At 37.0% G+C, this 21,719-nt stretch carries 15 protein-coding genes; 10 read left to right on the top strand and 5 right to left on the bottom strand.

Annotated features, from left to right (window positions below):
• Positions 1-955: 955 nt before the first annotated feature.
• Both BW946_RS06100 and BW946_RS06095 read right to left on the bottom strand, forming a co-directional pair.
• Entirely contained in the window at positions 956-2,002 is a 1,047-nt protein-coding gene (locus tag BW946_RS06100) for a PA0069 family radical SAM protein (protein WP_076595303.1), read from the bottom strand.
• A gap of 121 nt (positions 2,003-2,123) precedes the next feature.
• Entirely contained in the window at positions 2,124-2,318 is a 195-nt protein-coding gene (locus tag BW946_RS06095; RefSeq protein ID WP_076595302.1) for a hypothetical protein, read from the bottom strand.
• A 174-nt stretch (positions 2,319-2,492) separates the two neighbouring features.
• Here BW946_RS06095 and BW946_RS06090 point away from each other — a divergent pair, with 174 nt between their 5' ends.
• Positions 2,493-2,843: a hypothetical protein gene (locus BW946_RS06090; protein ID WP_076595301.1), complete on the top strand. Its 351-nt coding sequence runs from the start codon at positions 2,493-2,495 to the stop codon at positions 2,841-2,843.
• 115 nt (positions 2,844-2,958) lie between these two features.
• On the opposite strand, the gene BW946_RS06085 is transcribed toward BW946_RS06090, so the two are convergent.
• Genes BW946_RS06085 through BW946_RS06075 form a run of 3 tightly spaced genes read right to left on the bottom strand, consistent with a single transcriptional unit; the run spans position 2,959 to position 7,522 of the window.
• On the bottom strand, positions 2,959-5,604 hold the full coding sequence (locus BW946_RS06085) for a hypothetical protein (protein WP_076595300.1): 2,646 nt from the start codon (positions 5,602-5,604) through the stop codon (positions 2,959-2,961).
• Between the two features lie 29 nt (positions 5,605-5,633).
• Positions 5,634-6,431 (bottom strand): DUF2797 domain-containing protein, encoded by a 798-nt coding sequence (locus BW946_RS06080; protein ID WP_076595299.1) that lies wholly within the window; start codon positions 6,429-6,431, stop codon positions 5,634-5,636.
• A 35-nt stretch (positions 6,432-6,466) separates the two neighbouring features.
• Positions 6,467-7,522 carry a DUF389 domain-containing protein gene (locus BW946_RS06075; protein WP_076595298.1) on the bottom strand — a complete coding sequence of 352 codons (1,056 nt, stop codon included), beginning with the start codon at positions 7,520-7,522 and terminating at the stop codon, positions 6,467-6,469.
• 76 nt (positions 7,523-7,598) lie between these two features.
• On the opposite strand from BW946_RS06075, the gene BW946_RS06070 reads away from it, so the two are divergent.
• From BW946_RS06070 to msrA, 9 genes are all read left to right on the top strand, one after another.
• Positions 7,599-8,627 (top strand): GDP-mannose 4,6-dehydratase, encoded by a 1,029-nt coding sequence (locus BW946_RS06070; protein WP_076595297.1) that lies wholly within the window; start codon positions 7,599-7,601, stop codon positions 8,625-8,627.
• Positions 8,628-8,763: 136 nt separating this feature from the next.
• The gene (locus tag BW946_RS06065; RefSeq protein ID WP_002662059.1) at positions 8,764-8,985 is read left to right on the top strand and encodes a DUF2795 domain-containing protein; all 222 of its coding nucleotides are present in this window, start codon (positions 8,764-8,766) and stop codon (positions 8,983-8,985) included.
• A 123-nt stretch (positions 8,986-9,108) separates the two neighbouring features.
• Positions 9,109-12,183 carry a preprotein translocase subunit SecA gene (gene secA, locus BW946_RS06060; protein ID WP_076595296.1) on the top strand — a complete coding sequence of 1,025 codons (3,075 nt, stop codon included), beginning with the start codon at positions 9,109-9,111 and terminating at the stop codon, positions 12,181-12,183.
• A 151-nt stretch (positions 12,184-12,334) separates the two neighbouring features.
• Complete coding sequence (locus BW946_RS06055; protein WP_076595295.1) at positions 12,335-14,491, top strand: TonB-dependent siderophore receptor; 2,157 nt, start codon at positions 12,335-12,337, stop codon at positions 14,489-14,491.
• Positions 14,492-14,530: 39 nt separating this feature from the next.
• Entirely contained in the window at positions 14,531-15,733 is a 1,203-nt protein-coding gene (locus BW946_RS06050; RefSeq protein WP_076595294.1) for a PepSY-associated TM helix domain-containing protein, read from the top strand.
• Complete coding sequence (locus BW946_RS06045; protein WP_076595319.1) at positions 15,733-17,847, top strand: TonB-dependent receptor; 2,115 nt, start codon at positions 15,733-15,735, stop codon at positions 17,845-17,847. Before BW946_RS06050 ends, BW946_RS06045 begins: the two co-directional genes overlap by 1 nt.
• Positions 17,848-17,898: 51 nt before the next feature.
• Complete coding sequence (locus BW946_RS06040) at positions 17,899-19,110, top strand: PepSY-associated TM helix domain-containing protein (RefSeq protein WP_076595293.1); 1,212 nt, start codon at positions 17,899-17,901, stop codon at positions 19,108-19,110.
• Positions 19,111-19,189: 79 nt separating this feature from the next.
• Entirely contained in the window at positions 19,190-20,158 is a 969-nt protein-coding gene (locus BW946_RS06035; protein ID WP_076595292.1) for an ROK family protein, read from the top strand.
• 976 nt (positions 20,159-21,134) lie between these two features.
• Entirely contained in the window at positions 21,135-21,689 is a 555-nt protein-coding gene (gene msrA, locus BW946_RS06030; RefSeq protein ID WP_076595291.1) for a peptide-methionine (S)-S-oxide reductase MsrA, read from the top strand.
• Positions 21,690-21,719 lie beyond the last annotated feature (30 nt).

The raw sequence follows: 21,719 nt of genomic DNA, 5'->3' as shown, positions 1-21,719 counted from the left end.
AAAGGCTCTTCTGCGCTACTGATTCTCTCTCGTTTTCAGTGGGGCAAAGATAATAACTTATTACAACGCAAAACAAGTTTAGTTAACATAAATTTCATATTGAAACGAGATTTTATCCTAATCTACTGGATAGCAAGGTGAAAAATTTTAAACATTTGTTTGGAAGATCAGGTGGGTGGGTGGGAGCGTTGGAGAGGGTGAGAGGGTGAGAGGCATGATTCGGGGGGGGATGCGGGGTTTTGGGGCCGAATGATCAAATTATGGTCTATAGAATTATGAGAATAGCTTTTTTAAATTAATAACCTATATATAGGTTTTGGCTAAACCTGAATTAAGGGGTTCTTTTTTGCTAAACGGGATTCCTTCGACGAAGCTCAGGATTATACACCGCTCCTATTGAATAGGTATAAGGAACCACAGATGACACAGATGGACACAGATAAGATGTTTGCTTTTATATTATATATAGAGTAATAGGATTTAGCTCCTATACCCATAATTAATTAAAATGCTTCGACTCACCTCTGCAGGACACGGCTAATACTAACTGCTAAAAAAAGTCTTAGATATTATCCTGTCATATTACTTCCTTTAAGACTCTCGTAAAGATGTTGGGATTCCTACGGAATGACACAATGGGAATAGAAATTTATGATCATTCCCCCGAAACCCACAACATTCATCATCCATCATTTATAACTCCTCCCCTAGCCCTGATAGAAATGGTTCCCACGCAGCTTGCGTGGGAGAGTCGGTGGGTCGGAACGTGGGAGAACCTTCGACTTCGCTCAGGGTGACAGCCTGGGAGAGCATGGCGCGAGGAGTAGGAATGGAGAGCTTGAAGGTTTGAGAGTAATAGCATTTCTGCGTGGAAGAGTTAATAGGTAAAGAATACATATCAAAACCTTATGTATACTATATATAATATATAAAATAAAAGAATCATAAGTTATGATTAATCAAACAATCTCAATTGCTGGTCACGAGTTCCTGTGAAATTGGCCGTTGAAAGCTTTGGAAATTCTATACCCTCAAAAAACTTCTTTCTACCAATTTTAAAGGTATTATGAATCATTTCCGCTATGTTACCCTCCCCTTCTTGTCTTTCAAAATATCTTTTATCCCCCAATTTTCCTCCTCGCATCGATCTGATTAGATTTAAGACTTTCTGCGCTCTGTCCGGAAAATGAGTTTCAATCCAATTTACAAAAACAGGATCTACTGTATCATTCAATCTTACTAAAGTATATCCGAATCCCAATGCTCCTGCATCAGAAATGCACTTTAATATATTCAATGGCTCATCGCTATTGAGTCCGGGAATAACAGGAGCAACCATTACATGTACGGGAATATTGTTTTGGGAAAGGATTTCTACTGCTTTTAATTTATTCTTTCCAGAGCTTGTTCTAGGCTCCATCTTTCTTCTTAATTCTTCGTTGATGGTTGGAATGCTTAGAGAAACTGATACCAGATCTTGTTCTGCCATAGGTTTCAAAATATCAAGATCTCTTAAGACCATTGTATTTTTTGTGAGAATATTGACAGGATGCCTGTAATCAAGACAAACCTTCAGTAATTTTCTGGTAATTTCAAATTGTCTTTCCGCCGGCTGGTAGCAATCTGTATTTCCGGACAACAGAATCGGGACTGGTTTATAGCCCCTCTTTTGAAAAAATTTTTCCAGAAGTTCGGGAGCATTTTTCTTTACCATGATCTTTCTTTCAAAATCAATTCCTGCGCTATACCCCCAATATTCGTGAGTAGGCCTTGCAAAGCAGTACGAGCAGCCGTGTTCACATCCCAGATAAGGATTCATGGAGTATTCCATTGGAAGGTCTTCGCTTTTGACCTGATTGACAATGGTTTTGGGAAATACTTCCGTGAAAGAAGTCTTTACTGTCTCGAAATCTTCATCTTCAGGTTCATAGGTATACCTGTCGAAGCGATTGACAACGTTTCGCTGCGCTCCCTGACCTTTTATGAAATTTTCGTTTTGCATTCCTGTGTAAAATTAGAATGGAATTCTTATAAAATAACGAGTTTTAACACTAAAGTTTTCCACAAAAAATCCAACACTTTCAAAAGTGTTGGATTTAAACATAATTAAATATATTTTTTTACTACTTCAGTGCATATAATTCTACTCCATGAGTTTCATCATCATTATTTCTTTCATCAAAGTGTCTGTGATAGTCCGAATAGGAATCACTATATTTTTTATCTTTTTTAGTCAAAATTTTTTTAATGCTTATTAAACTCAATACTGCCAAAAGACCAACTCCTCCTGCCAGTAAAACTCCAACTTCTTTTTTCATATTTTCTCTGATTTATTATTGATACCATTGCAAAAAGTATACCTATTTTATTTTTTTAAATTATAAATTTTGTTAACATTCAACTTTATTTTTAGGAAAATTACAATCTGCTATTTTTCTTATATTTAAGATTGCAATGGTTTAATTATTGTACTTAAAAACAAAAATATTATTATGGAAAATCCAGAAAACATTGACAGAATGACGACTTTGAGCCAGGTGATGAAAACGCTTTCTGAAAGAGGAATACACCGAGAATTCAGAATGAACGAAAAATGTGAAATGAAATTTGAAAATTCCGAGAAAGTGTATCAGCCCTCTGAACTGGTAATTTTAAAAACTTACCGCTTTGAGGGAGACAGCAATCCGGATGACAATGCAGTACTTTATGTAGTAAAGGATAATGCAGGAAATCGTGGAATGATTATAGATTCTTATGGGGCAGACAGCAATTATCCGGGTGAAGAGTTTGATAAGTTTTTAAGGGATATTCCTATTTTGGAAAGTGATGAATTCAATTTTTAACTGAATCTCTTATATTGATTTTTTAAACCATTAAGTTCGTTTTTATTAAAACAACTGCATTCTTTTTAAGATCGGCAGCAACCAGGAAGCTATGATCTCTTAATGGTTTAAAGAATTATTCTTCAGATTTTTCTTTTTTCCTGAATATATTATTCAGAAAACCTTTCTTTTCTTTCTTCTCTTCTGCGGGTTGTGACGTTTTATTTTTGATTTCCTGTTTTATTTCTTTCACAGATTGTTTCATTTCTTTTACAGATGAAACGGCATTTTTCACTTTCTTTTCGGTTTTTTCGACATTTGCACCAATCAGTGTTTTCTTTAATCCCTGCTCAATTCCTTTCCAGAAAAGGTTGAAAAAAGACTTGGTGGGATCACGTTCCACGTTTTCCACATTAACAGACTCAGGATAACTTCCTGAATCTGACTTTATAAAAATATTGGCCACAGCAGTCAGAAAGCCTTTTTTCTGATGGTTATTCTTATTTAATACGGCAATTTTTAAGTCTTTATGTTTAAGATTAAAAGTTCCGTGCAATCCGGCAGGGTTACCTTTGAAGCTAAAAAACATTTCCTGAATGGTTCCTGAGGTAGCTGTCACATGAAGATAAGGCCTTATAAATGGATTGATGCCACTTGCCGGAAGGTTGGACGTTTTTCCGGAGATTACAAATCTATCGTTCTGGTCTGCCACATCAAAGTTCCAGTTTACGGAAAGTGGAGAGAGATTCATGAAAGAGCAATTGATTTTTATATCCACTTTTGTGGGCTTTCCTTTTATTTTAGCTGAATTCAGGTTTTTAACGTTCATATTAAAGTTACTGAAGGTCAGTTTTCCGGGGCCCATACTTTCCGGGGTATCTTCTTCATATACTAATGCTGAGTTTTTCAGATTAAGATTATGAATGGTCATCGGAATTTTGATGGAACGCAGCATTTTAGAATATAATGCTTTTATTTTAGGATCGTCTTTGGGAATCTTACTTCTGAAAATATTGGCATCTGCAGACTCAATGTCTACCTGAGAGGCATTTAGCATTTTATCGCGAGAAAAGAGATCCCACACTCCTTCTGCAGTGATTTTTCCTGCCTTCAAATCATACAGATCTCTCTCAACGGGTATCATTTTGATAAACTGTGCTCTTGAAACGATAGGCTTCATAGCAAAATTGCTCATCTGCATTTTATTCTTATTGAGTTTCAGAAGTCCAAGACTCATATTATAAAACTGCGTGTTATAAACCAGGTTTCTGGTGGTAATATAATAGTCTTTCACTTTAAAGGATAGTCCTGGCTGATTGGATTTAGGTGATAATTCAATATTATTTACCGTTGCATTGAGATCATGGAAAGTTAAAGGCTGTTTTCCTTTATCATAAGTAATGTTTGAATTTTTTAAAGATGTTTTTCTTATAATAATGGAATTAATGATATTAGGCCCCACAGATTTACTGGCTGGTTTTTCACCTGCTTTAAAAGTTCCGTTTACATTTTCCACGAGAAGATCTTTAAGATCAGCATTAAGTTTTTTATTGATGAACTCCAGTTTATTGATATTAAAAGCGATATGATCTGTTTTTAAAACGGCTGCTGCTTTTCCTGCTGCGGGATGGGCTGGCGTAAGTACGACATCCCGGATTTCGCCATTGGCGGGCTTCATTGCAAAGCTTCTTACTGTGATATTCTGAGCATTGGAGTATTCAATATTTCTTCCGGCAATAGTAAAATCTTTGTATCCTACAGGGATGACCTGCTCTGAGGTTTCCTTATTGAACAACAACTGACTGATATTTAAACTCATAGCTCCTACAGACAAGAGTTTATTTCCATCCGGCTTATTGATTTGAACAACAGCATTATTTAATTTAAAGTTTTTTACATCAACTTCAAAATTTGATTTTTTCCCAGCTTTTTTGGCTTTTACTCCTGTATTATAGACTTTCAGAACAGGATTGCGGAAGTCGGCATTCGTAAGTGAAACTTTATTTTTGTTTAAAATGACATCCGTAAAGTTCATTTTGGGAACAGCAAATTCAAATAATTGAGTTTTTTGGGGATAAAACTTTTTAAACTGAGTGAAGGAGAACAGTGGAGTCAGTTTGAAATTATCAACAGCCATCTGCCCATTACTTGTATTGATACTACTGATGGTAACTGCATACGTTTCATCCGGACGGAGAAAGAATTTTTCACCTTTGATACTGTATCTGTCAAAAACAACGGGTAATTTATCTTCTACGGATTCCTCCGTCATTTGCAAATTTTCTACAAAAAGATCCAGTTGCTGTACCGATAGAAATTTCTGTTTGGTATGTCTGAAAACAGCAATTTTACCCTCATTGATTCTGATATTTTCAAATAAAACCGGATTTCTTTTCTTTCCGGCTTGGCGGCCGACAGGTTTGGCGAGGATAATATTTAAATTGGGTTTAGCCAGCAAAAGGTCTGAGGAGCTGATTCTTTTATTAAAAACAGCATCATAAATTCCGAAACGGCTTATTTTTAAAGTATCCACAGTACCCTGCAAACCAACAACGTCTGTATTTTCTGGATTTTTAGTGTTAACTGAAATTCCTGTAGCAAAAATATTTCCTGTTCCTAAATCTACATCCAGAGATTGGTAGGAAACTTTATAAGCGGTATTTTTTTTAATATAATCAGGAAGCTGGGTTTTAAGCCATATATTTAATGCGAAATTCGCGGCGAGAAGAACTCCTGCCATAATTCCGAAAGTTATCAAAAGCCTTTTAACCCATTTTTTCATATTTTGTGATTTGATTCTTTTTATATAGATCAGTTATTTATTTCCAGTTCAATAACATAGCCTTCATGTCCTCTTACATTAATAAAGTTTCCTCCTTCAAATCCAAGGTACTGCCCTTTAATTCCGGTAAGTCTTCCTGTGAACTCAGGTTTTTTATCTAATGTAAACGATGAAACTTTCTCCGGTTTTTCAAAAGGATAGTCAAACATCCACAGTTCTTCTCCTTCGCTGTAAAACTTCTGGAAATCGTCAGGAAAAAATTCTTTTATTTTCTGTCGGAAATCGGCAAGATCTACTTCTCCTTCAAAATCATCCTGCAGCATTTTTCTCCAGTTGGTTTTATCTGCCAGATGTTCTTTTAAAGCCACCTCTATCATTCCTGCTTCATAGCGGTTCTCGGTTCTTGCGATGGGTAATGCAAAAGTCGCACCCTGATCTATCCATCTTGTAGGAATCTGCGTATTTCTGGTAACTCCTACTTTGACATCTCCGGTGTATGCCAGATAAACAGTATGCGGCTGCAGCTGAATTTGTTTTTCCACTTCAAGATCTCGTTCTGCAACACCTAAATGTGCAGTAGAAAGTTCGGGACGGATAATGGTATCACTGGCATAAGGGCTTTCAAAAAAACAGTTTTTGCAGAATCCCATTCTGTAAACCGGTTTATTTTCACCACAATTTACACACTGAAACCCTGTATGTTTTATGCTTAGCTCCTTTCCCAACAGCTCATTCATATGAATAAGATCTCCGGAAAGATTAAGGTAGTACTGGATTGGCCTGGCATCGTAGCTTGTCATCTTTAAAATTTGCCCTTGAAACTGCATAATGATGTTTTTAAGTATAAGTAAATATAGAAATTTTATTTGATCTTTTTTTGCAATTTAATATGATCCAGTTCCTTTTTTAGAGCAGTTATCTGGCTTTGAAGTTTTTGCAATTCCGGATTATTTATATTTTTTGACTGAGGCGAATACTGCCATATCAGATGAATATCTTTTACTAATTCATTATGTTCATCCAGTCTTTTTTTACTAATGGTAACACTGTCATTCAAAAGGGTGATCTTTAAAAAATTCTGTGATTTTTCTTTAAACGACTCATAATTAATAATAGCCAGCTCAGGATGGCTTTCCTTAATATTTCTGATATATTTTTCTGACCTTTCTTTTAATGCTTCGTTCTCCCACTTCTTTTTGGTAAGCAGTATACTTGGAATCAAAATAATAACGGAAACTAAGCTGATCCATACAGAAACTTTACGATTATTGCTGTTTTTTTCTCTGTAATACTTCTGATATCCTAACAAGAGACTCAATACCCAGGTTCCCACCGCTATAAAAAAACAATTGATAAGATAAAAATAAAAGCCTCCCCAAAAGTATTCCCAGTTTCCATTGGCAATACCAAATCCTGCTGTACACAAAGGAGGTATACATGCTGTAGAAACGGCAACCCCTGCGATAACTTTGATTGCTTCTTTCCTTACGATCCCCAGGAACCATGCAAATCCTCCAAGCAGCGCCAAAAAACAGTCAAAAATGGTTGCCGTTTTAAAGCTTTCAAGCTGTGAAGTTTCTGAATGAAAAGGAGAAATCAGAAAATATAATGTGGAAGAACAAATGGCCACTACCATCATCAAAAGCCAGTTAAAAACACCAAGCTTTATAAGCCTCCTGTTTCCTATAGAAAACCCAAATGCAATTCCAACAACAGGTCCCATCAATGGCGAAATAAGCATTGCACCAATTACCGCAGCCGGGCTGTTAACATTTAAGCCGATACAGGCAATACCCATGGAAATTACCAAAAGCCAAAGATTATGACCGCGGAAATAAATGCCTTCTTCTATCTCGCCAAATGTAAATTCTTCATCTTCTTCCTTGGGAAGTACAAATAGCTTTTGAAGATTTATCATTGATTTATATTTTCTGACAAAAGTATAAAAACGTCATTCAAGTTTTATTAATAAATTTGTCAATTAAAATCAACAAATGAATTATCTTGTAACCGGAGGAAGCGGCTTTATTGGTTCCCATCTCATAGAGAAATTATTAAGAAATGGACATTCTGTCATAAACATTGACAATTTTGATAATTTCTATGACTATCAGGTAAAAATTAAAAATACTTTGGAGTCAATCGGTAAAAATTCGGATTTTGAATTCTCGGATAAAGAGACGGACATTCCGCGTTTGGCATCCCTCGCCCATTCTGACCAATATTCCCTCTATTGGCAGGATATACGTAATAAAAAAGATCTTGAAAACATCTTTAAGAATCATCCTATTGATATGGTAATTCATCTGGCAGCACTTGCCGGTGTACGGCCTTCTATTGAACGCCCTCTGGAGTACGAAGAAGTGAATGTACGCGGTACTATGAATCTTTGGGAACTGTGTAAGGATTTCAATATTAAAAAATTTATCTGTGCATCTTCTTCAAGTGTTTATGGAAACAATGAAAAAATTCCCTTTGCAGAAACAGACAATGTAGACAACCCTATCTCACCTTATGCCGCAACTAAGAAAAGCGGAGAGGTTATAGGACATGTTTACCATAACCTATACCATATAGATATTATCCAGCTTAGGTTTTTTACGGTGTATGGACCAAGACAAAGACCGGATCTGGCGATACACAAATTTACAAAGCTTATTTCGGAGAATCAGGAGATCCCTTTCTATGGCGACGGAAATACAGCCAGAGACTATACTTATATAGATGATATTATTGATGGCATTACCAAGTCTATTCATTATCTGGAGCAACATTCCGGAGTTTATGAAATTCTTAATCTAGGAGAAAATCAGGTAATCACTTTATCAGAGATGGTTGCCACTATTGAAAAAGCACTGGGAAAAACTGCCAGCAAAAAAATTCTGCCAATGCAGCCGGGAGATGTCACAAAAACAAATGCCGATATTACAAAGGCAAAGGACTTAATAGGGTATAAACCGGTCACCAACTTCCAAAATGGCATAAAAAAATTTGTGGAATGGTTTTTGAGAAAACGACATTAAGTAAATTGCTGACACAGCTGCCAGCCAGTTTGTGACAGCCATTTATAAGAAAAAATTATAAAAAGAATTGAAAATCAAGTATAAAAAAGTTTATTATACAACCTATTTTTATACTTTTGCAAAAAATTAGAAAATTATGTACTGGACATTAGAATTAGCTTCATATTTAAGTGACGCACCTTGGCCAATGACAAAAGCAGAGCTTATCGACTACGCAATCAGAACTGGTGCACCTATGGAAGTAGTAGAAAACCTTCAGGCCATTGAAGACGAAGGAGAGATTTATGAATCTATCGAAGAGGTATGGAGTGACTATCCTACTGACGAGGATTTCCTTTGGAACGAGGACGAATATTAATAAAGCGATAAGCTTTAGGCTGCTTGCTTAGAGCTTTTTTGCCCTTTTTATATATTAATTTACACGATAAGTGTTATTTAAAACGCTTAAAGCATTTTGCATTAAGCATAAAGCAAAAAATTTATGAGTTTTTTAAACAAAGTTCTTAAAGGGTTTTTGGGAGACAAAAAAGCGCAGGACCTAAAAGAAGTAAAAAAAGTTGTAACAAAAATCAGAGCTGTAGAACCTAACATCCAACAATTGTCGGATGATGGGTTGAGACAAAAAACTGCTGAGTTTAAAGAGAATATAAAATCTGCAACCAGCAAGATTACCGCTCAAATAGAACAGATAAAAGAGCAGATAAAAAATTCAACCAACGTTGATGAAAAAGAAGCTCTTTTCACAAAAATTGAGGCTCTAAAGAAAGAATCATACGACATTGAAGAAAAAGTTCTGGTTCAGATTCTTCCCGAAGCTTTTGCATTGATCAAAGAAACGGCTAGAAGATGGGCTCAGAATGGAGAAATCCGTGTAACAGCTAGTGACTGGGATAGAGAACTTGCTGCTGCAGGAAAAGATTTCGTTAGTATTCAGGGAGACACAGCTGTTTGGAAAAACTCATGGGACGCTGCCGGAACTCCAGTAGTCTGGGATATGGTCCACTATGATGTTCAGTTTATCGGAGGGGTTATTCTTCACAGTGGTAAAATTGCCGAGATGGCAACCGGTGAAGGTAAAACTTTGGTAGGAACATTACCTATTTACTTAAATTCACTTCCGGAAAGAGGTGTACACGTGGTAACCGTGAACGACTATCTTGCGAAAAGAGACTCCGCATGGATGGGACCTCTTTACCAGTTCCATGGTATGTCTATCGATTGTATCGATAACCACCAGCCGAACTCTGACGGAAGAAGAAAAGCATACAACTCAGATATTACATATGGAACCAACAACGAATTCGGTTTCGATTATCTGAGAGACAACATGGTGACCTCACCTTCAGAACTGGTACAAAGAGAACTGAACTTTGCAATCGTGGATGAAGTTGACTCTGTATTGGTAGATGATGCAAGAACACCATTGATCATTTCAGGTCCGGTTCCTCAGGGAGACAGACAGGAGTTTGACGTTCTTAAGCCTTCTATCGACAGAATTGTTGAAGTACAAAAGAAAACGGTTTCTGCTATTTTCAATGAAGCGAAAAAATTAATTGCTGCAGGAAATACAAAAGAAGGTGGATTCAAGTTACTTCAGGCATACAGAGGTCTTCCCAAAAACAGACAATTAATCAAATTCTTATCGGAAAGCGGAAACAGAGCATTGCTTCAGAAAGTTGAAGCGCAGTATATGCAGGATAACAACCGTGATATGCCGATTGTAGATAAAGATCTTTACTTCGTAATTGAGGAGAAAAACAATCAGGTAGACCTTACGGACAAAGGTGTTGAATACATGTCTCAAGGTAACTCTGATGCCAATTTCTTTGTACTTCCGGATATCGGAACTGAGATTGCGGAATTAGAAGCTAAAAACTTATCCAAAGAAGAAGAGTTTGAGGCAAAAGAAAGACTTTTCTCTGATTTTGCTGAAAAATCTGAGCGTGTTCACACCATGAGCCAGCTATTGAAAGCTTACACATTATTTGAAAAAGATGATGAGTATGTAGTAATTGATGGTGAAGTTAAAATCGTTGATGAGCAGACAGGTCGTATCATGGAGGGACGTCGTTATTCTGACGGTCTTCACCAGGCAATTGAAGCAAAGGAGAATGTAAAGATTGAGGCTGCGACTCAAACTTTTGCAACGATTACGCTTCAGAACTATTTCCGTATGTATAACAAGCTTGCGGGGATGACAGGTACTGCTGAAACCGAAGCTGGAGAGCTTTGGGAAATCTATAAATTAGACGTTGTGGTAATTCCTACCAACCGTCCTATTTTGAGACATGACAAACAAGATTTGGTTTTCAAAACCAATAGAGAAAAATATAATGCGGTAATTGAAGAAATTGAAAAATTAACGGCACAGAAAAGACCTGTACTTGTAGGAACTACTTCCGTTGAAATTTCTCAGCTGCTTTCAAAAGCCCTTCAGTTAAGAAAGATTCCACATCAGGTATTGAACGCGAAGCTTCACAAAAAAGAAGCGGAAATTGTAGCTGGAGCAGGACAGCCGGGAGTTGTAACGATTGCAACCAACATGGCAGGTCGTGGTACCGACATTAAGCTTTCTAAAGAAGTAAAAGATGCAGGAGGTTTAGCCATCATCGGAACAGAAAGACACGACTCTAGACGTGTTGACAGACAGTTGAGAGGTAGAGCGGGACGTCAGGGAGATCCGGGAAGTTCTCAGTTCTATGTATCTCTTGAAGATAACCTGATGCGTTTGTTCGGTTCTGAAAGAATTGCTAAAATGATGGACAGAATGGGTCATAAAGAGGGAGAAGTAATTCAGCATTCTATGATCAGCAAGTCTATTGAAAGAGCTCAGAAGAAAGTGGAAGAAAACAACTTCGGAACAAGAAAGAGACTTCTTGAGTACGATGACGTAATGAACAAACAACGTGACGTAATTTACAAGAGAAGAAAGAATGCTCTATTCGGAGATCACCTGAAGTATGATATCACCAATATGATTTTCGATGTTGCTAATTCTATCGTTGTGAAAGGAAAAGCTTCAGGAAGTTATAAAGATTTTGAATATGAAATTATTAAAACATTCACGATGGAATCTCCGGTTTCTCAAAGTGATTTTAATAATAAAAACATTCAGGATCTGACGAATATCTTATTCAAAGCAGCTCAGGAAGACTACAGAATGAAGCTGAACCTATTGAAGGAAAAATCATTCCCAATCATTGAGAATGTATACCAAAATCAGGGTTCAATGTTCAAAATGATTCAGGTTCCTTTTACAGACGGACACAAAACAATGACTATTGTAGCTGATCTTAAGGAAGCATATGATACTCAATGTGAAAGTTTAGTGAACGATTTTGAAAAGAATATCACTTTATCGATTATCGATGAAAACTGGAAGCTTCACCTTCGTGAGATGGACGACTTAAGAAGATCATCACAGGGAGCTGTTTACGAGCAGAAAGATCCACTTGTAATTTATAAGCAGGAGTCTTTCCACTTATTCAGTGAAATGATCGACAAATTAAACAAAGAAATTATTTCTTTCTTATACAAAGGAGAAATCCCTGCCTAAGAAAAATTTAATAATATTATACAAAACCCGCTCTGCCATTGGCCAGAGCGGGTTTTTGTTATTCAGTATATAATAATTTTATGATAAATATCAATCTTATTATTTATTTAGAACAGTTAAAAATAATATATTTGCAGAAAATTTGACTTTCATGAAAAATGTACTGATCTGTGCTTCCGCACTGGGAACAATGCTGGTTTCTGCGCAAAAAAAAGACACCATCAAATCCAATGATATTGAAGAAGTAGTTGTTAACGGAAGATATTATCAGAAGTACAAACTGAATGAGGTTTCCGGTTCACTAAGAATTCAGACACCTATTCTTGAACTTCCGCAGAATGTACAGTCTATAAGCTCTCAGGTTCTTGCTGATCAGATGACTCTAAATATGTCTGAAGGAATTGTCCGCAACGTAAGCGGAGCAAGAAAGGTAGAGCATTGGGATAATGTATATTCCAATGTATTTATGAGAGGTGCCAGTATTGCTACCTTTATGAACGGAATGAATGTATCTTCAACCTGGGGACCAATTAACCCTGATGCATCTGTAATTGACAGAATAGAGTTTGTAAAAGGTCCTGCCGGATTTATGGGTTCTATGGGAGATCCTGCCGGGTTCTATAATGTGGTCACTAAAAAGCCAACAGGGAAATTTGCCAACAGTGTGCGCTTCACAACAGGAAGTTATAACCTTTTCAGAGGAGAAGCAGATCTTGACGGTGTTATTGTAAAAGACGGTGTTTTAGATTACCGTATTAATTTAATGGGAAGTTCTAATAATTCATGGGTGGAAAATGATAAAACAAGCAAAATTATTATTGCTCCTTCCATTACCTTCAGACCTACAAAAACTACTACGTTTAAGGCTCAGTACAATTATCAGTATTTAAAATTTAATCAGCCGGGAGCTTATCTGATGTCTAATGACGGATACGCTTCACTGAATGTACATACCAACTTTAATGATCCGAACTTCAAGAAAACTGAAGTAAAAGATCAGAGTTTATTCTTAAGTTTAGATCAAAAGCTTTTCAAAGACTGGGTCTGGAGCACACAATATGCTTATATGGACCTGGATTATGACGGAGGATCATGGTGGGGAACTTTTGACCCTGCCAATAAAAATGTTTTCAACAGAACGCTAAGCAACTGGCAGGCGAAAGGAAAAAACCACATCTTCCAGACCTATGTGAGAGGAAAGCTTACTACAGGAAACATTGTCCATAAAATAATCGCAGGATTTGATTACGGAGACAGAAAATACAATGCTGACTTTTCATCTTTTACCGGAGGACCATTCCCTATTAATATTTATAATGTAAATTATGGGGTAGACCCTTCAAAACTTCCATCTTCTAACTTTTATACATTAAACACTTCTGCTCCGTTTTATAATGATCAGGGCGTAAAATATACTTCTTATTACGCTCAGGATCAGATTGAAATGTTCAATAATAAATTGAGATTAACATTAGCAGGAAGATATACAAGCGGTAAAACCTATTCCGCATATCCAAACCTTAGCCCAGGAACCCCTATCGTGCCGGATGAAGCAGGAGAATTTACACCAAGAGTAGGAATAAGTTATTCTATTAATGAAAACTTCTCAGCTTATGGTATCTATGATAAAACCTTCGTACCACAATCCGGAACAGGAATTAACAAAACCAAAATTACATATCCTTTCAGAGGACAGAATATTGAATTCGGACTAAAAAAAGACTGGTTCGGCGGAAAATGGAACTCTACTTTTGCTGTATACGAAATCAGAAGACAAAATATTCTTGTTGCGGGACCTAAAGAACAAAATGAAGGACAGCCTTTTCAGGTTGCTACAGGTGAGCAGAGAGCAAGAGGTTTTGAAACTGATATCAAAGGGGAAATCATCAAAGGGTTGAACATTATCATCAACTATGCTTATACAGATGCAAAGACCATCAAAGACACAGATCCTACAAGAATTGGAATTCAGTCTCCGGGGAATGCGAAAAATGTACAGAATACCTGGGTAAACTATAGATTTGAAAATGGTCTTATGAAAGGGTTCGGGATTTCAGCCGGTTATCAGTATCAGGGGGGAAGACAGTCCTGGTTTGGGGTGAGTGCCACAAAAGATCAAAGTTTACCGGATTATTTTGATACCAACTTCGGGGTTTCTTATGTTGCTAAAAAATTCGATGTTAACTTTATGCTGAATAATGTTCTTAACAGAAAGCTTTACAGCGGATACAGAGGAGATGGCGGTGAATATGCATGGATCTACAATGCTCCGCGTAACTGGAGAGTATCAATAGGATATAAATTTTAAAAAATAAAGGTTAGCCCCTCTTGGGGTTAACTTTTTGTTATGAGAAAAAAGCATCATCATAAAAAGAAGGTTTCTTCAACAAAAAAATGGTCTGCAAAGCTTCACTTGTGGCTGGGTTTATCTGTTGGAATCATTGTGTTTATAGTCTCTCTTTCAGGGACTTTATATGTTTTTAAGGATGAAATACAGAATAGCTTACGTAAAGAAGCCATTTACCTGAAAAAAGAGGATATCGGAAAAAAGCCTTTATCTATTAATCTGCTTCGTGAAAAAGTATCACTGGAACTTAATGAAAAATATCCTGTAAGCGCTGTAGAAATTCCTTTGGATAAAACCAAATCCTACCAGTTTGAATACTATGAAAAAAGCAAAAAGGGATGGAACTATTTTCAGCAGGTACGCATCAACAAGCAGGTTTATGTCAATCAGTATACCGGACATATCCTGGCGGTTTATGATGAAAAGTATGATGTATTCAATATTTTAAAATATATCCACTGGGGACTTTTGCTTAACTCTGAATGGGGACCGTATACTGTAGGAATCCCAACCGTTATTTTCGTTATCATGCTCATCACAGGAATCATTTTATGGTGGCCTAAAAATAAAAATGCCAGAAAAGGTCGTTTTTGGTTCAATTGGGAAAATGTAAAAAACTGGAAGCGGAAAAATTATGATCTTCACAATATACTGGGATTTTATGCATCATTTATCGCGCTGCTTATGAGCATTACGGGACTTTATTTTGCTTATCCTTACGTAAAAAACACTTTTACGTTTGCATTATCCGGCTCATGGGAACTTCCTAAAGAAAAAGAAAAAAAATCCCCGGATTCTCTGATGGCAAAGAATGAAGCTGTTTTTGATCTGGCTGCGGCACAAACTGAAAAACTGTACGCAAAATCATCCAGCTTCAGAATTAATCTAAACGGAAAGAATAAAAAAGGAAAAGAACTGAAAACCCTTCCGGTAACAGTTTACGGACTGGATGGAAGGTACAGCGAAAGAAATATTCTGACATTCGACAAATACTCCGGAAAACTACTGGCCAACAAACCTCATCACAAACTCCATACTGCCGAGAAATATTCCAACGCCAATTATGATATCCATACCGGCTCCTACTTTGGAATCATTGGAAAGATCATCTGGTTTATGGCCGGCCTCACGTGTACATCTCTCCCTGTAACCGGATTTCTGGTTTGGTGGGGAAAAAGAAAGAAAAAAGGAAAGAAAATATAATGAAAAAAGTGCTTTTATCAGCTGCCTGTTTAGGAACTGCTACCGTTTTTGCCCAGGTAAAAGATAGTTTACAAACTCAAAATGTTGACGAGGTTATAATGACTGCTTCCAGAAAAAAGGAAAGCATAAAAGAAGTTCCCAGCTCCATCACAGTGGTAGGAGAAAAACAGATTCAGTCTCAGCTGACCGTTAACTCAGATATTACAAGCATCCTGCAGTATACCGTTCCCAGTTTAGGAACCAATTCCGGACAGACTTCCAACACCGGACAGACCTTGAGAGGACGCCAGGTTTTGGTGCTGATTGATGGAATTCCACAGTCTACCCCACTTCGTAACGGAGCAAGAGATTTAAGAACCATTGATCCTTCAGCGATCGAAAGAATAGAGGTAATCAAAGGAGCTTCTTCCATTTATGGTAACGGAGCAGACGGAGGGATCATCAATTATATTACAAAAAGAAGCAAAACAGATAAAAAAATCTCCGGAATTTCACAGATCGGGCTTACAGGACAGCCTTATGGAGGAACTTTAGGAGTAAGAGCCAGTCAGCTTTTATCCGGAAAGATCAACAAGTTTGATTATACCCTTTCATTAGCCTATGAAAGAACAGGATATACAAAAGACGGAGACGGAGTTTTAATAAGCCCTACCTATAGCATTGCGAAGATGGACAACTACAACGGACTTTTGAAAATAGGTTATGACATCAACGAAAATCAGAGAATTGAAGTGTCTTATATTGGTTATTCTTCAAGATCAGATTTGAATGTGGGACTAAAAACAGGTAAATACGGTATCACGCCAACCATTGGTGAAGGAATTGGAAAAGGGTTGGAAACGACGCCTCAGGGAACTCCAAAAAACCACAACATCAGAGTAAGCTATGACAATAAGAACATTTTTGCAGGAACTTCTTTGAATATCAACCTTTATTATCAGGATTTCAAAACCGTTTACGGATACAGTGACACATTTTTCAATGGAGGACAGTCTAACGTGATCTCAAAAAAGGCAGGGGCAAGGTTCAATTTTGACACCCAGCTTTGGAATTCAGCCAATTCTCAGGGTGAAATTATCTATGGAGCTGATATTCTGAATGATGAAACCGTACAAAAGCTGGAAGACGGACGTTTCTGGACGCCCAATATGAATATGACCAATATTGCGCCTTTTGTATTGGCAAAAATCGATCTGTTTAAAAAATTAACCCTTAAAGGAGGACTCCGTTACGAGAACATCAAAGTAAACGTTGACGATTTCAATACGCTTTCCACTCTTAAAAGTGACGGAACTTTCACGAAAAGTATTCCTGTTGCAGGTGGAAAACTGAACTACAATGCAGTGGTAGGAAATATTGGTATCCGCTATAATATTGAGCCTTATATCAACCTCTTTGGAAGCTTCTCTCAGGCCTACTCTATTAATGAATTAGGAAGAATTTTAAGAACCTCAACCTCTGAAACTATCAAAAACCTGGAAACAAAACCCATCATCGTAAACAACTACGAATTGGGGGCAACAGGGCAACTTTCCGGCTGGCTGAACTATGAATTAACCTCTTATGTGAGTACATCTAAACTGGGAGCATCATTTGTGCAGAGTCCGGACAGAGCATTAATGATTCAGAGATCTCCCGAGATTGTATACGGAGTAGAAGGATTTTTACACTTTACCCCTGCAAAATGGATTCAGTTTGGTGGAAGCTATAGCTGGATGGAAGGAATTACCTCTATAAAAGACGACGGTGATTATTCAACAAAAATCAACAACAGCAGAATTTCTGCCCCTAAAGTATTGGCATATGTTCAGGCCAGACCTATCCCTGCTCTATCTGTTGGTCTTGATATGCTTCACTCTTTCCAGCAAAACAGATTCGAGCCTAATGCAAAAACGGGATTGTATGCTTATGGTGAAGGATATGTACCGGAATATACTGTCTTTAACTTCAAATCAAGTTATGAAGTCAGCAACAACTGGAGATTGTCATTAGGTATTGAAAACCTTTTCAATAAAGTGTATCAACCTGCTATCTCATGGTGGACATCAAGAGACAGTGACTTCACGAATGCTCTTGGATTGAGGGGAACATTCATGATCGAATACAAATTTTAATTAATCTAAATAAAAAGTAAAAACATACCTTTGCTTTACTTTTACTGTTATATGAAGAAAAACCATCATCATAAAAAGAAACCGGGCTTTATCAAAAAATGGTCCGCTAAACTGCACCTTTGGTTTGGATTGGGAATAGGATTTCTGATTTTTATTATCTCTGTTACCGGAGCATTGTACGTTTTTAAGGATGAAGTGGAAAACATTACCCGAAAAGATGTCATCTACCACCACGAGCAAAATATTGAGCAGAAAAAGGTGCTTCCTATCAGAGTGATGGAAAAAGCTGTTGCGGAACAGGTAAAAGAAAAATATCCTATCCACTGGGTAAATGTTCCTATTGACAAAAAGATGTCCTATATGTTCTTCTGGTATGAACACAATACGGATGCCTGGAACTACTTTGATGAATTCCCCATCTATAAACAGGCTTATGTAAACCCTTACACCGGAAAAGTATTAAGAGTTTATGATGAAAAAAACGGCTTCTTCAACATTGTAAAAATGATCCACTGGAGCTACCTTTTGAAACAGGACTGGGGAACTTATGTAGTAGGAATTCCTGTTATCATTTTTATCATTATGCTGATCTCGGGGATTATCCTCTGGTGGCCAAAGAACAAAGCAGCAAGAAAACAGCGATTTGCCTTCAAATGGAAAAATATCAAAGGCTGGAAACGAAAGAACTACGACCTCCATAATGTCTTAGGATTTTACGCGTCGATTTTTGCTTTAATCTTCTCAATTACAGGTCTTTTCTATGCTTTTTTTGTAGTACAGGCGATGATTTACGTGATCTTTTCCGGTGGAGAAACAAAATATCCTGACTTCTCACATATTAAAACAAAGGCACCTATCGAATTAAGAACAGAAGGAACACTGGATAAAATCATCAATACAGTAGAAACAAAATATCCGGATTCCTATGGTTTTGCCATAGACTTAGGACATCCCCATATGGATGATCACGAGCATCCCAACTTTGAGGTGTATGTAAAACACCTTTCTTATTCTTACCATAAAAGCAGCAGCTTAATCTTTGATGAAAACTCTGGAGAATTGCTGCATACTCATGATCCAAAAGACAAAAACTTCGGAGAAAAGGTAGTAAACGCCAATTATGATATTCACGTAGGTGCCATTCTGGGGCTTCCTACCAAGATCATTGCTTTTATCGTAAGCATTATCTGCGCTTCTCTTCCGGTTACCGGATTTATGATCTGGTGGGGAAGAAAAAAGAAAAAAACAATAAAAACAACTTAAAGTATTAAATAAAACCCAGTTAATAATCCATTAATACAATCTTTTTTATAATTTTAGCCCTTAGAATTTAATAATAGAAATGTCATTAATAGATTTATCAAAACAAGTTGCCCTTGGAGTTGACATCGGCGGAACCAATACTAAATTCGGAATTGTAAATCACCGTGGTGAAGTTCTGGATAAAGGAAATCTGAAAACTGATGCCTATGACAAAGTGGAAGATTTCATCGATGCTTTATATGAACATGTTCACCCAATGATGGAAAAATATGGTACTGAAGCACACTTTGACGGAATCGGAGTAGGCGCACCGAACGCCAACTATTACAAAGGAACTATAGAACTTGCCCCTAATCTTCCATGGAAAGGTGTTATTCCTTTCACTGAGTTAATGACGGCAAAATTCAATCTGCCTTGTACCGTGACCAATGATGCCAATGCTGCTGCACTGGGAGAGATGCTTTTCGGAGCTGCAAGAGGAATGAAAGATTTCATTATGATTACCCTTGGAACAGGTGTAGGCAGTGGAATTATCGCTAATGGGAGCTTAATCTACGGACATGACGGGTTTGCCGGAGAACTGGGCCATACCATTGTAAAGCCGGGCGGTAGAAAACACTGGAGTACAGGTTCTGAAGGAAGTCTTGAAGCCTATGCATCTGCTACGGGAATCACCATCACAGCAAAGAAAATGAGAGCGGAATTCCCGGAATCAATGCTGAACCAATACCCTGAAGACGAGATCAATTCTAAAACAGTATATGAATGTGCTATCAAGGAAGATCCTATTGCGATTGAAGTTTTCAGATATACAGGTCAGAAACTGGGAGAAGCATTAGCCAATTTTGTAATGTTCTCTTCGCCTGAAGCTATTCTTCTGTTCGGAGGAGTAATTAAAGCAGGAGATTTTATTTTAAAGCCTGCTAAACTTCATATGGAAAGAAACCTTCTTCCAATCTTCAGAAATAAAGTAAAGCTCGTATTCAGTGAGCTTGACGAAGCTGATGCTGCTATTCTTGGAGCGAGTGCTTTGGTTTGGGAAAAATAACTGAAAGCCTTTTAAATAATATAGAGCACCTTTTTTAGGGTGCTTTTGTTTTTTGACCACAGATTGCGCAGATTTTCACAGATGATTGCGTTTTATTTTCCTTGTGTTATTCGTGAAAAGCATTCGTGTTTAAAATTAAAATGCTTCGACTAAGCTCAGCATGACATTGCTAATACTAACCGCTTTAAAATACTTTGTGGTAATTAAATGCAAGAAATTGCATCCTTATTTTCCTTGTGTTATTCGTGAAAAACATTCGTGTTATTTGTGTTTAATATTAAAATGCTTCGACTAAGCTCAGCATGACATTGCTAATACTAACCGCTTTAAAATACTTTGTGGTAATTAAATACAAGAAATTGCATCATTATTTTCCTTGTGTTATTTGTGAAAAGCATTCGTGTTATTCGTGTTTAAAATCAAAATGCTTCGACTAAGCTCAGCATGACATTGCTAATACTAACTGCTTTAAAATACTTTGTGGTAATTAAATGCAAGAAATTGCATCCTTATTTTCCTTGTGTTATTTGTGAAAAGCATTCGTGTTATTCGTGTTTAAAATCAAAATGCTTCGACTAAGCTCAGCATGACATTGCTAATACTAACCGCTTTAAAATACTTTGTGGTAATTAAATGCAAGAAATTGCATCATTATTTTCCTTGTGTTATTCGTGAAAAACATTCGTGTTATTCGTGTTTAAAATCAAAATGCTTCGACTAAGCTCAGCATGACATTGCTAATACTAACCGCTTTAAAATACTTTGTGGTAATTAAATGCAAGAAATTGCATCCTTATTTTCCTTGTGTTATTTGTGAAAAGCATTCGTGTTATTCGTGTTTAAAATCATTTGCTACATCTATCATTGCAATTTAAGTTTAAGACGTAAAAGCATGTTCAAATGAAAAAGTTTTTCATATTTTTGATCAGCTTTTTCCGGATCTGGAAAAGTTCATAAAACAATATAATTACCAAAAATGGATAACAATAATTTAGAACAGATTACTTTCGGAGGCGGATGTTTCTGGTGTGTGGAAAGCTGTTTCAATATGCTGAAAGGAGTACAATCTGCTATTTCAGGATATTCTGGTGGACATAAAGATAACCCGACGTATCAGGAGGTTTGCACTGGAGAGACGGGACATGCAGAAGTAGTACAGATCACTTACGATCCTGCTGTTATTTCTTACGAACAGCTGATGGATGTATTTTTCTTCCTTCATGATCCTACTCAATTAAACAGACAGGGGAACGACATCGGAACCCAATACCGCTCTGTTATCTACTATAAAGATGATGCAGAGAAAGCAAAGGCCGAAAAAGCCATCAAAGTATCTCAGGATTCAGGAAGATGGACAGGAACTTATGTAACGGAATTAACGAAATTCGACAAATTCTGGCCTGCAGAACAGTACCATCAGGGATATTATAACGAAAACCCAACACAGCCTTACTGCAGCGCAGTAGTAGGCCCTAAAATCCAGAAGTTTAAAAAACACTTTGGAGAATTGGGAATGCTGGATGCAGAGTAATACAAAGCGGAGAGAAATCTTCGCTTTTTT

The sequence above is a fragment of the Chryseobacterium sp. RU33C genome, assembly GCF_900156015.1.
Lineage (GTDB): Bacteria > Bacteroidota > Bacteroidia > Flavobacteriales > Weeksellaceae > Chryseobacterium > Chryseobacterium candidae.
Note: the sequence above shows the minus strand (reverse complement) of the source record. Positions and strands in the feature narration are given on the sequence as shown.

Excerpts from the sequence above, each read along its gene's own strand:
- BW946_RS06100 (WP_076595303.1), bottom strand. The coding sequence starts at position 2,002 with ATGCAAAACGAAAATTTCATAAAAGGTCAGGGAGCGCAGCGAAACGTT.
- BW946_RS06095 (WP_076595302.1), bottom strand. The coding sequence starts at position 2,318 with ATGAAAAAAGAAGTTGGAGTTTTACTGGCAGGAGGAGTTGGTCTTTTG.
- BW946_RS06090 (WP_076595301.1), top strand. The coding sequence starts at position 2,493 with ATGGAAAATCCAGAAAACATTGACAGAATGACGACTTTGAGCCAGGTG.
- BW946_RS06085 (WP_076595300.1), bottom strand. The coding sequence starts at position 5,604 with ATGAAAAAATGGGTTAAAAGGCTTTTGATAACTTTCGGAATTATGGCA.
- BW946_RS06080 (WP_076595299.1), bottom strand. The coding sequence starts at position 6,431 with ATGCAGTTTCAAGGGCAAATTTTAAAGATGACAAGCTACGATGCCAGG.
- BW946_RS06075 (WP_076595298.1), bottom strand. The coding sequence starts at position 7,522 with ATGATAAATCTTCAAAAGCTATTTGTACTTCCCAAGGAAGAAGATGAA.
- BW946_RS06070 (WP_076595297.1), top strand. The coding sequence starts at position 7,599 with ATGAATTATCTTGTAACCGGAGGAAGCGGCTTTATTGGTTCCCATCTC.
- BW946_RS06065 (WP_002662059.1), top strand. The coding sequence starts at position 8,764 with ATGTACTGGACATTAGAATTAGCTTCATATTTAAGTGACGCACCTTGG.
- secA (WP_076595296.1), top strand. The coding sequence starts at position 9,109 with ATGAGTTTTTTAAACAAAGTTCTTAAAGGGTTTTTGGGAGACAAAAAA.
- BW946_RS06055 (WP_076595295.1), top strand. The coding sequence starts at position 12,335 with ATGAAAAATGTACTGATCTGTGCTTCCGCACTGGGAACAATGCTGGTT.
- BW946_RS06050 (WP_076595294.1), top strand. The coding sequence starts at position 14,531 with ATGAGAAAAAAGCATCATCATAAAAAGAAGGTTTCTTCAACAAAAAAA.
- BW946_RS06045 (WP_076595319.1), top strand. The coding sequence starts at position 15,733 with ATGAAAAAAGTGCTTTTATCAGCTGCCTGTTTAGGAACTGCTACCGTT.
- BW946_RS06040 (WP_076595293.1), top strand. The coding sequence starts at position 17,899 with ATGAAGAAAAACCATCATCATAAAAAGAAACCGGGCTTTATCAAAAAA.
- BW946_RS06035 (WP_076595292.1), top strand. The coding sequence starts at position 19,190 with ATGTCATTAATAGATTTATCAAAACAAGTTGCCCTTGGAGTTGACATC.
- msrA (WP_076595291.1), top strand. The coding sequence starts at position 21,135 with ATGGATAACAATAATTTAGAACAGATTACTTTCGGAGGCGGATGTTTC.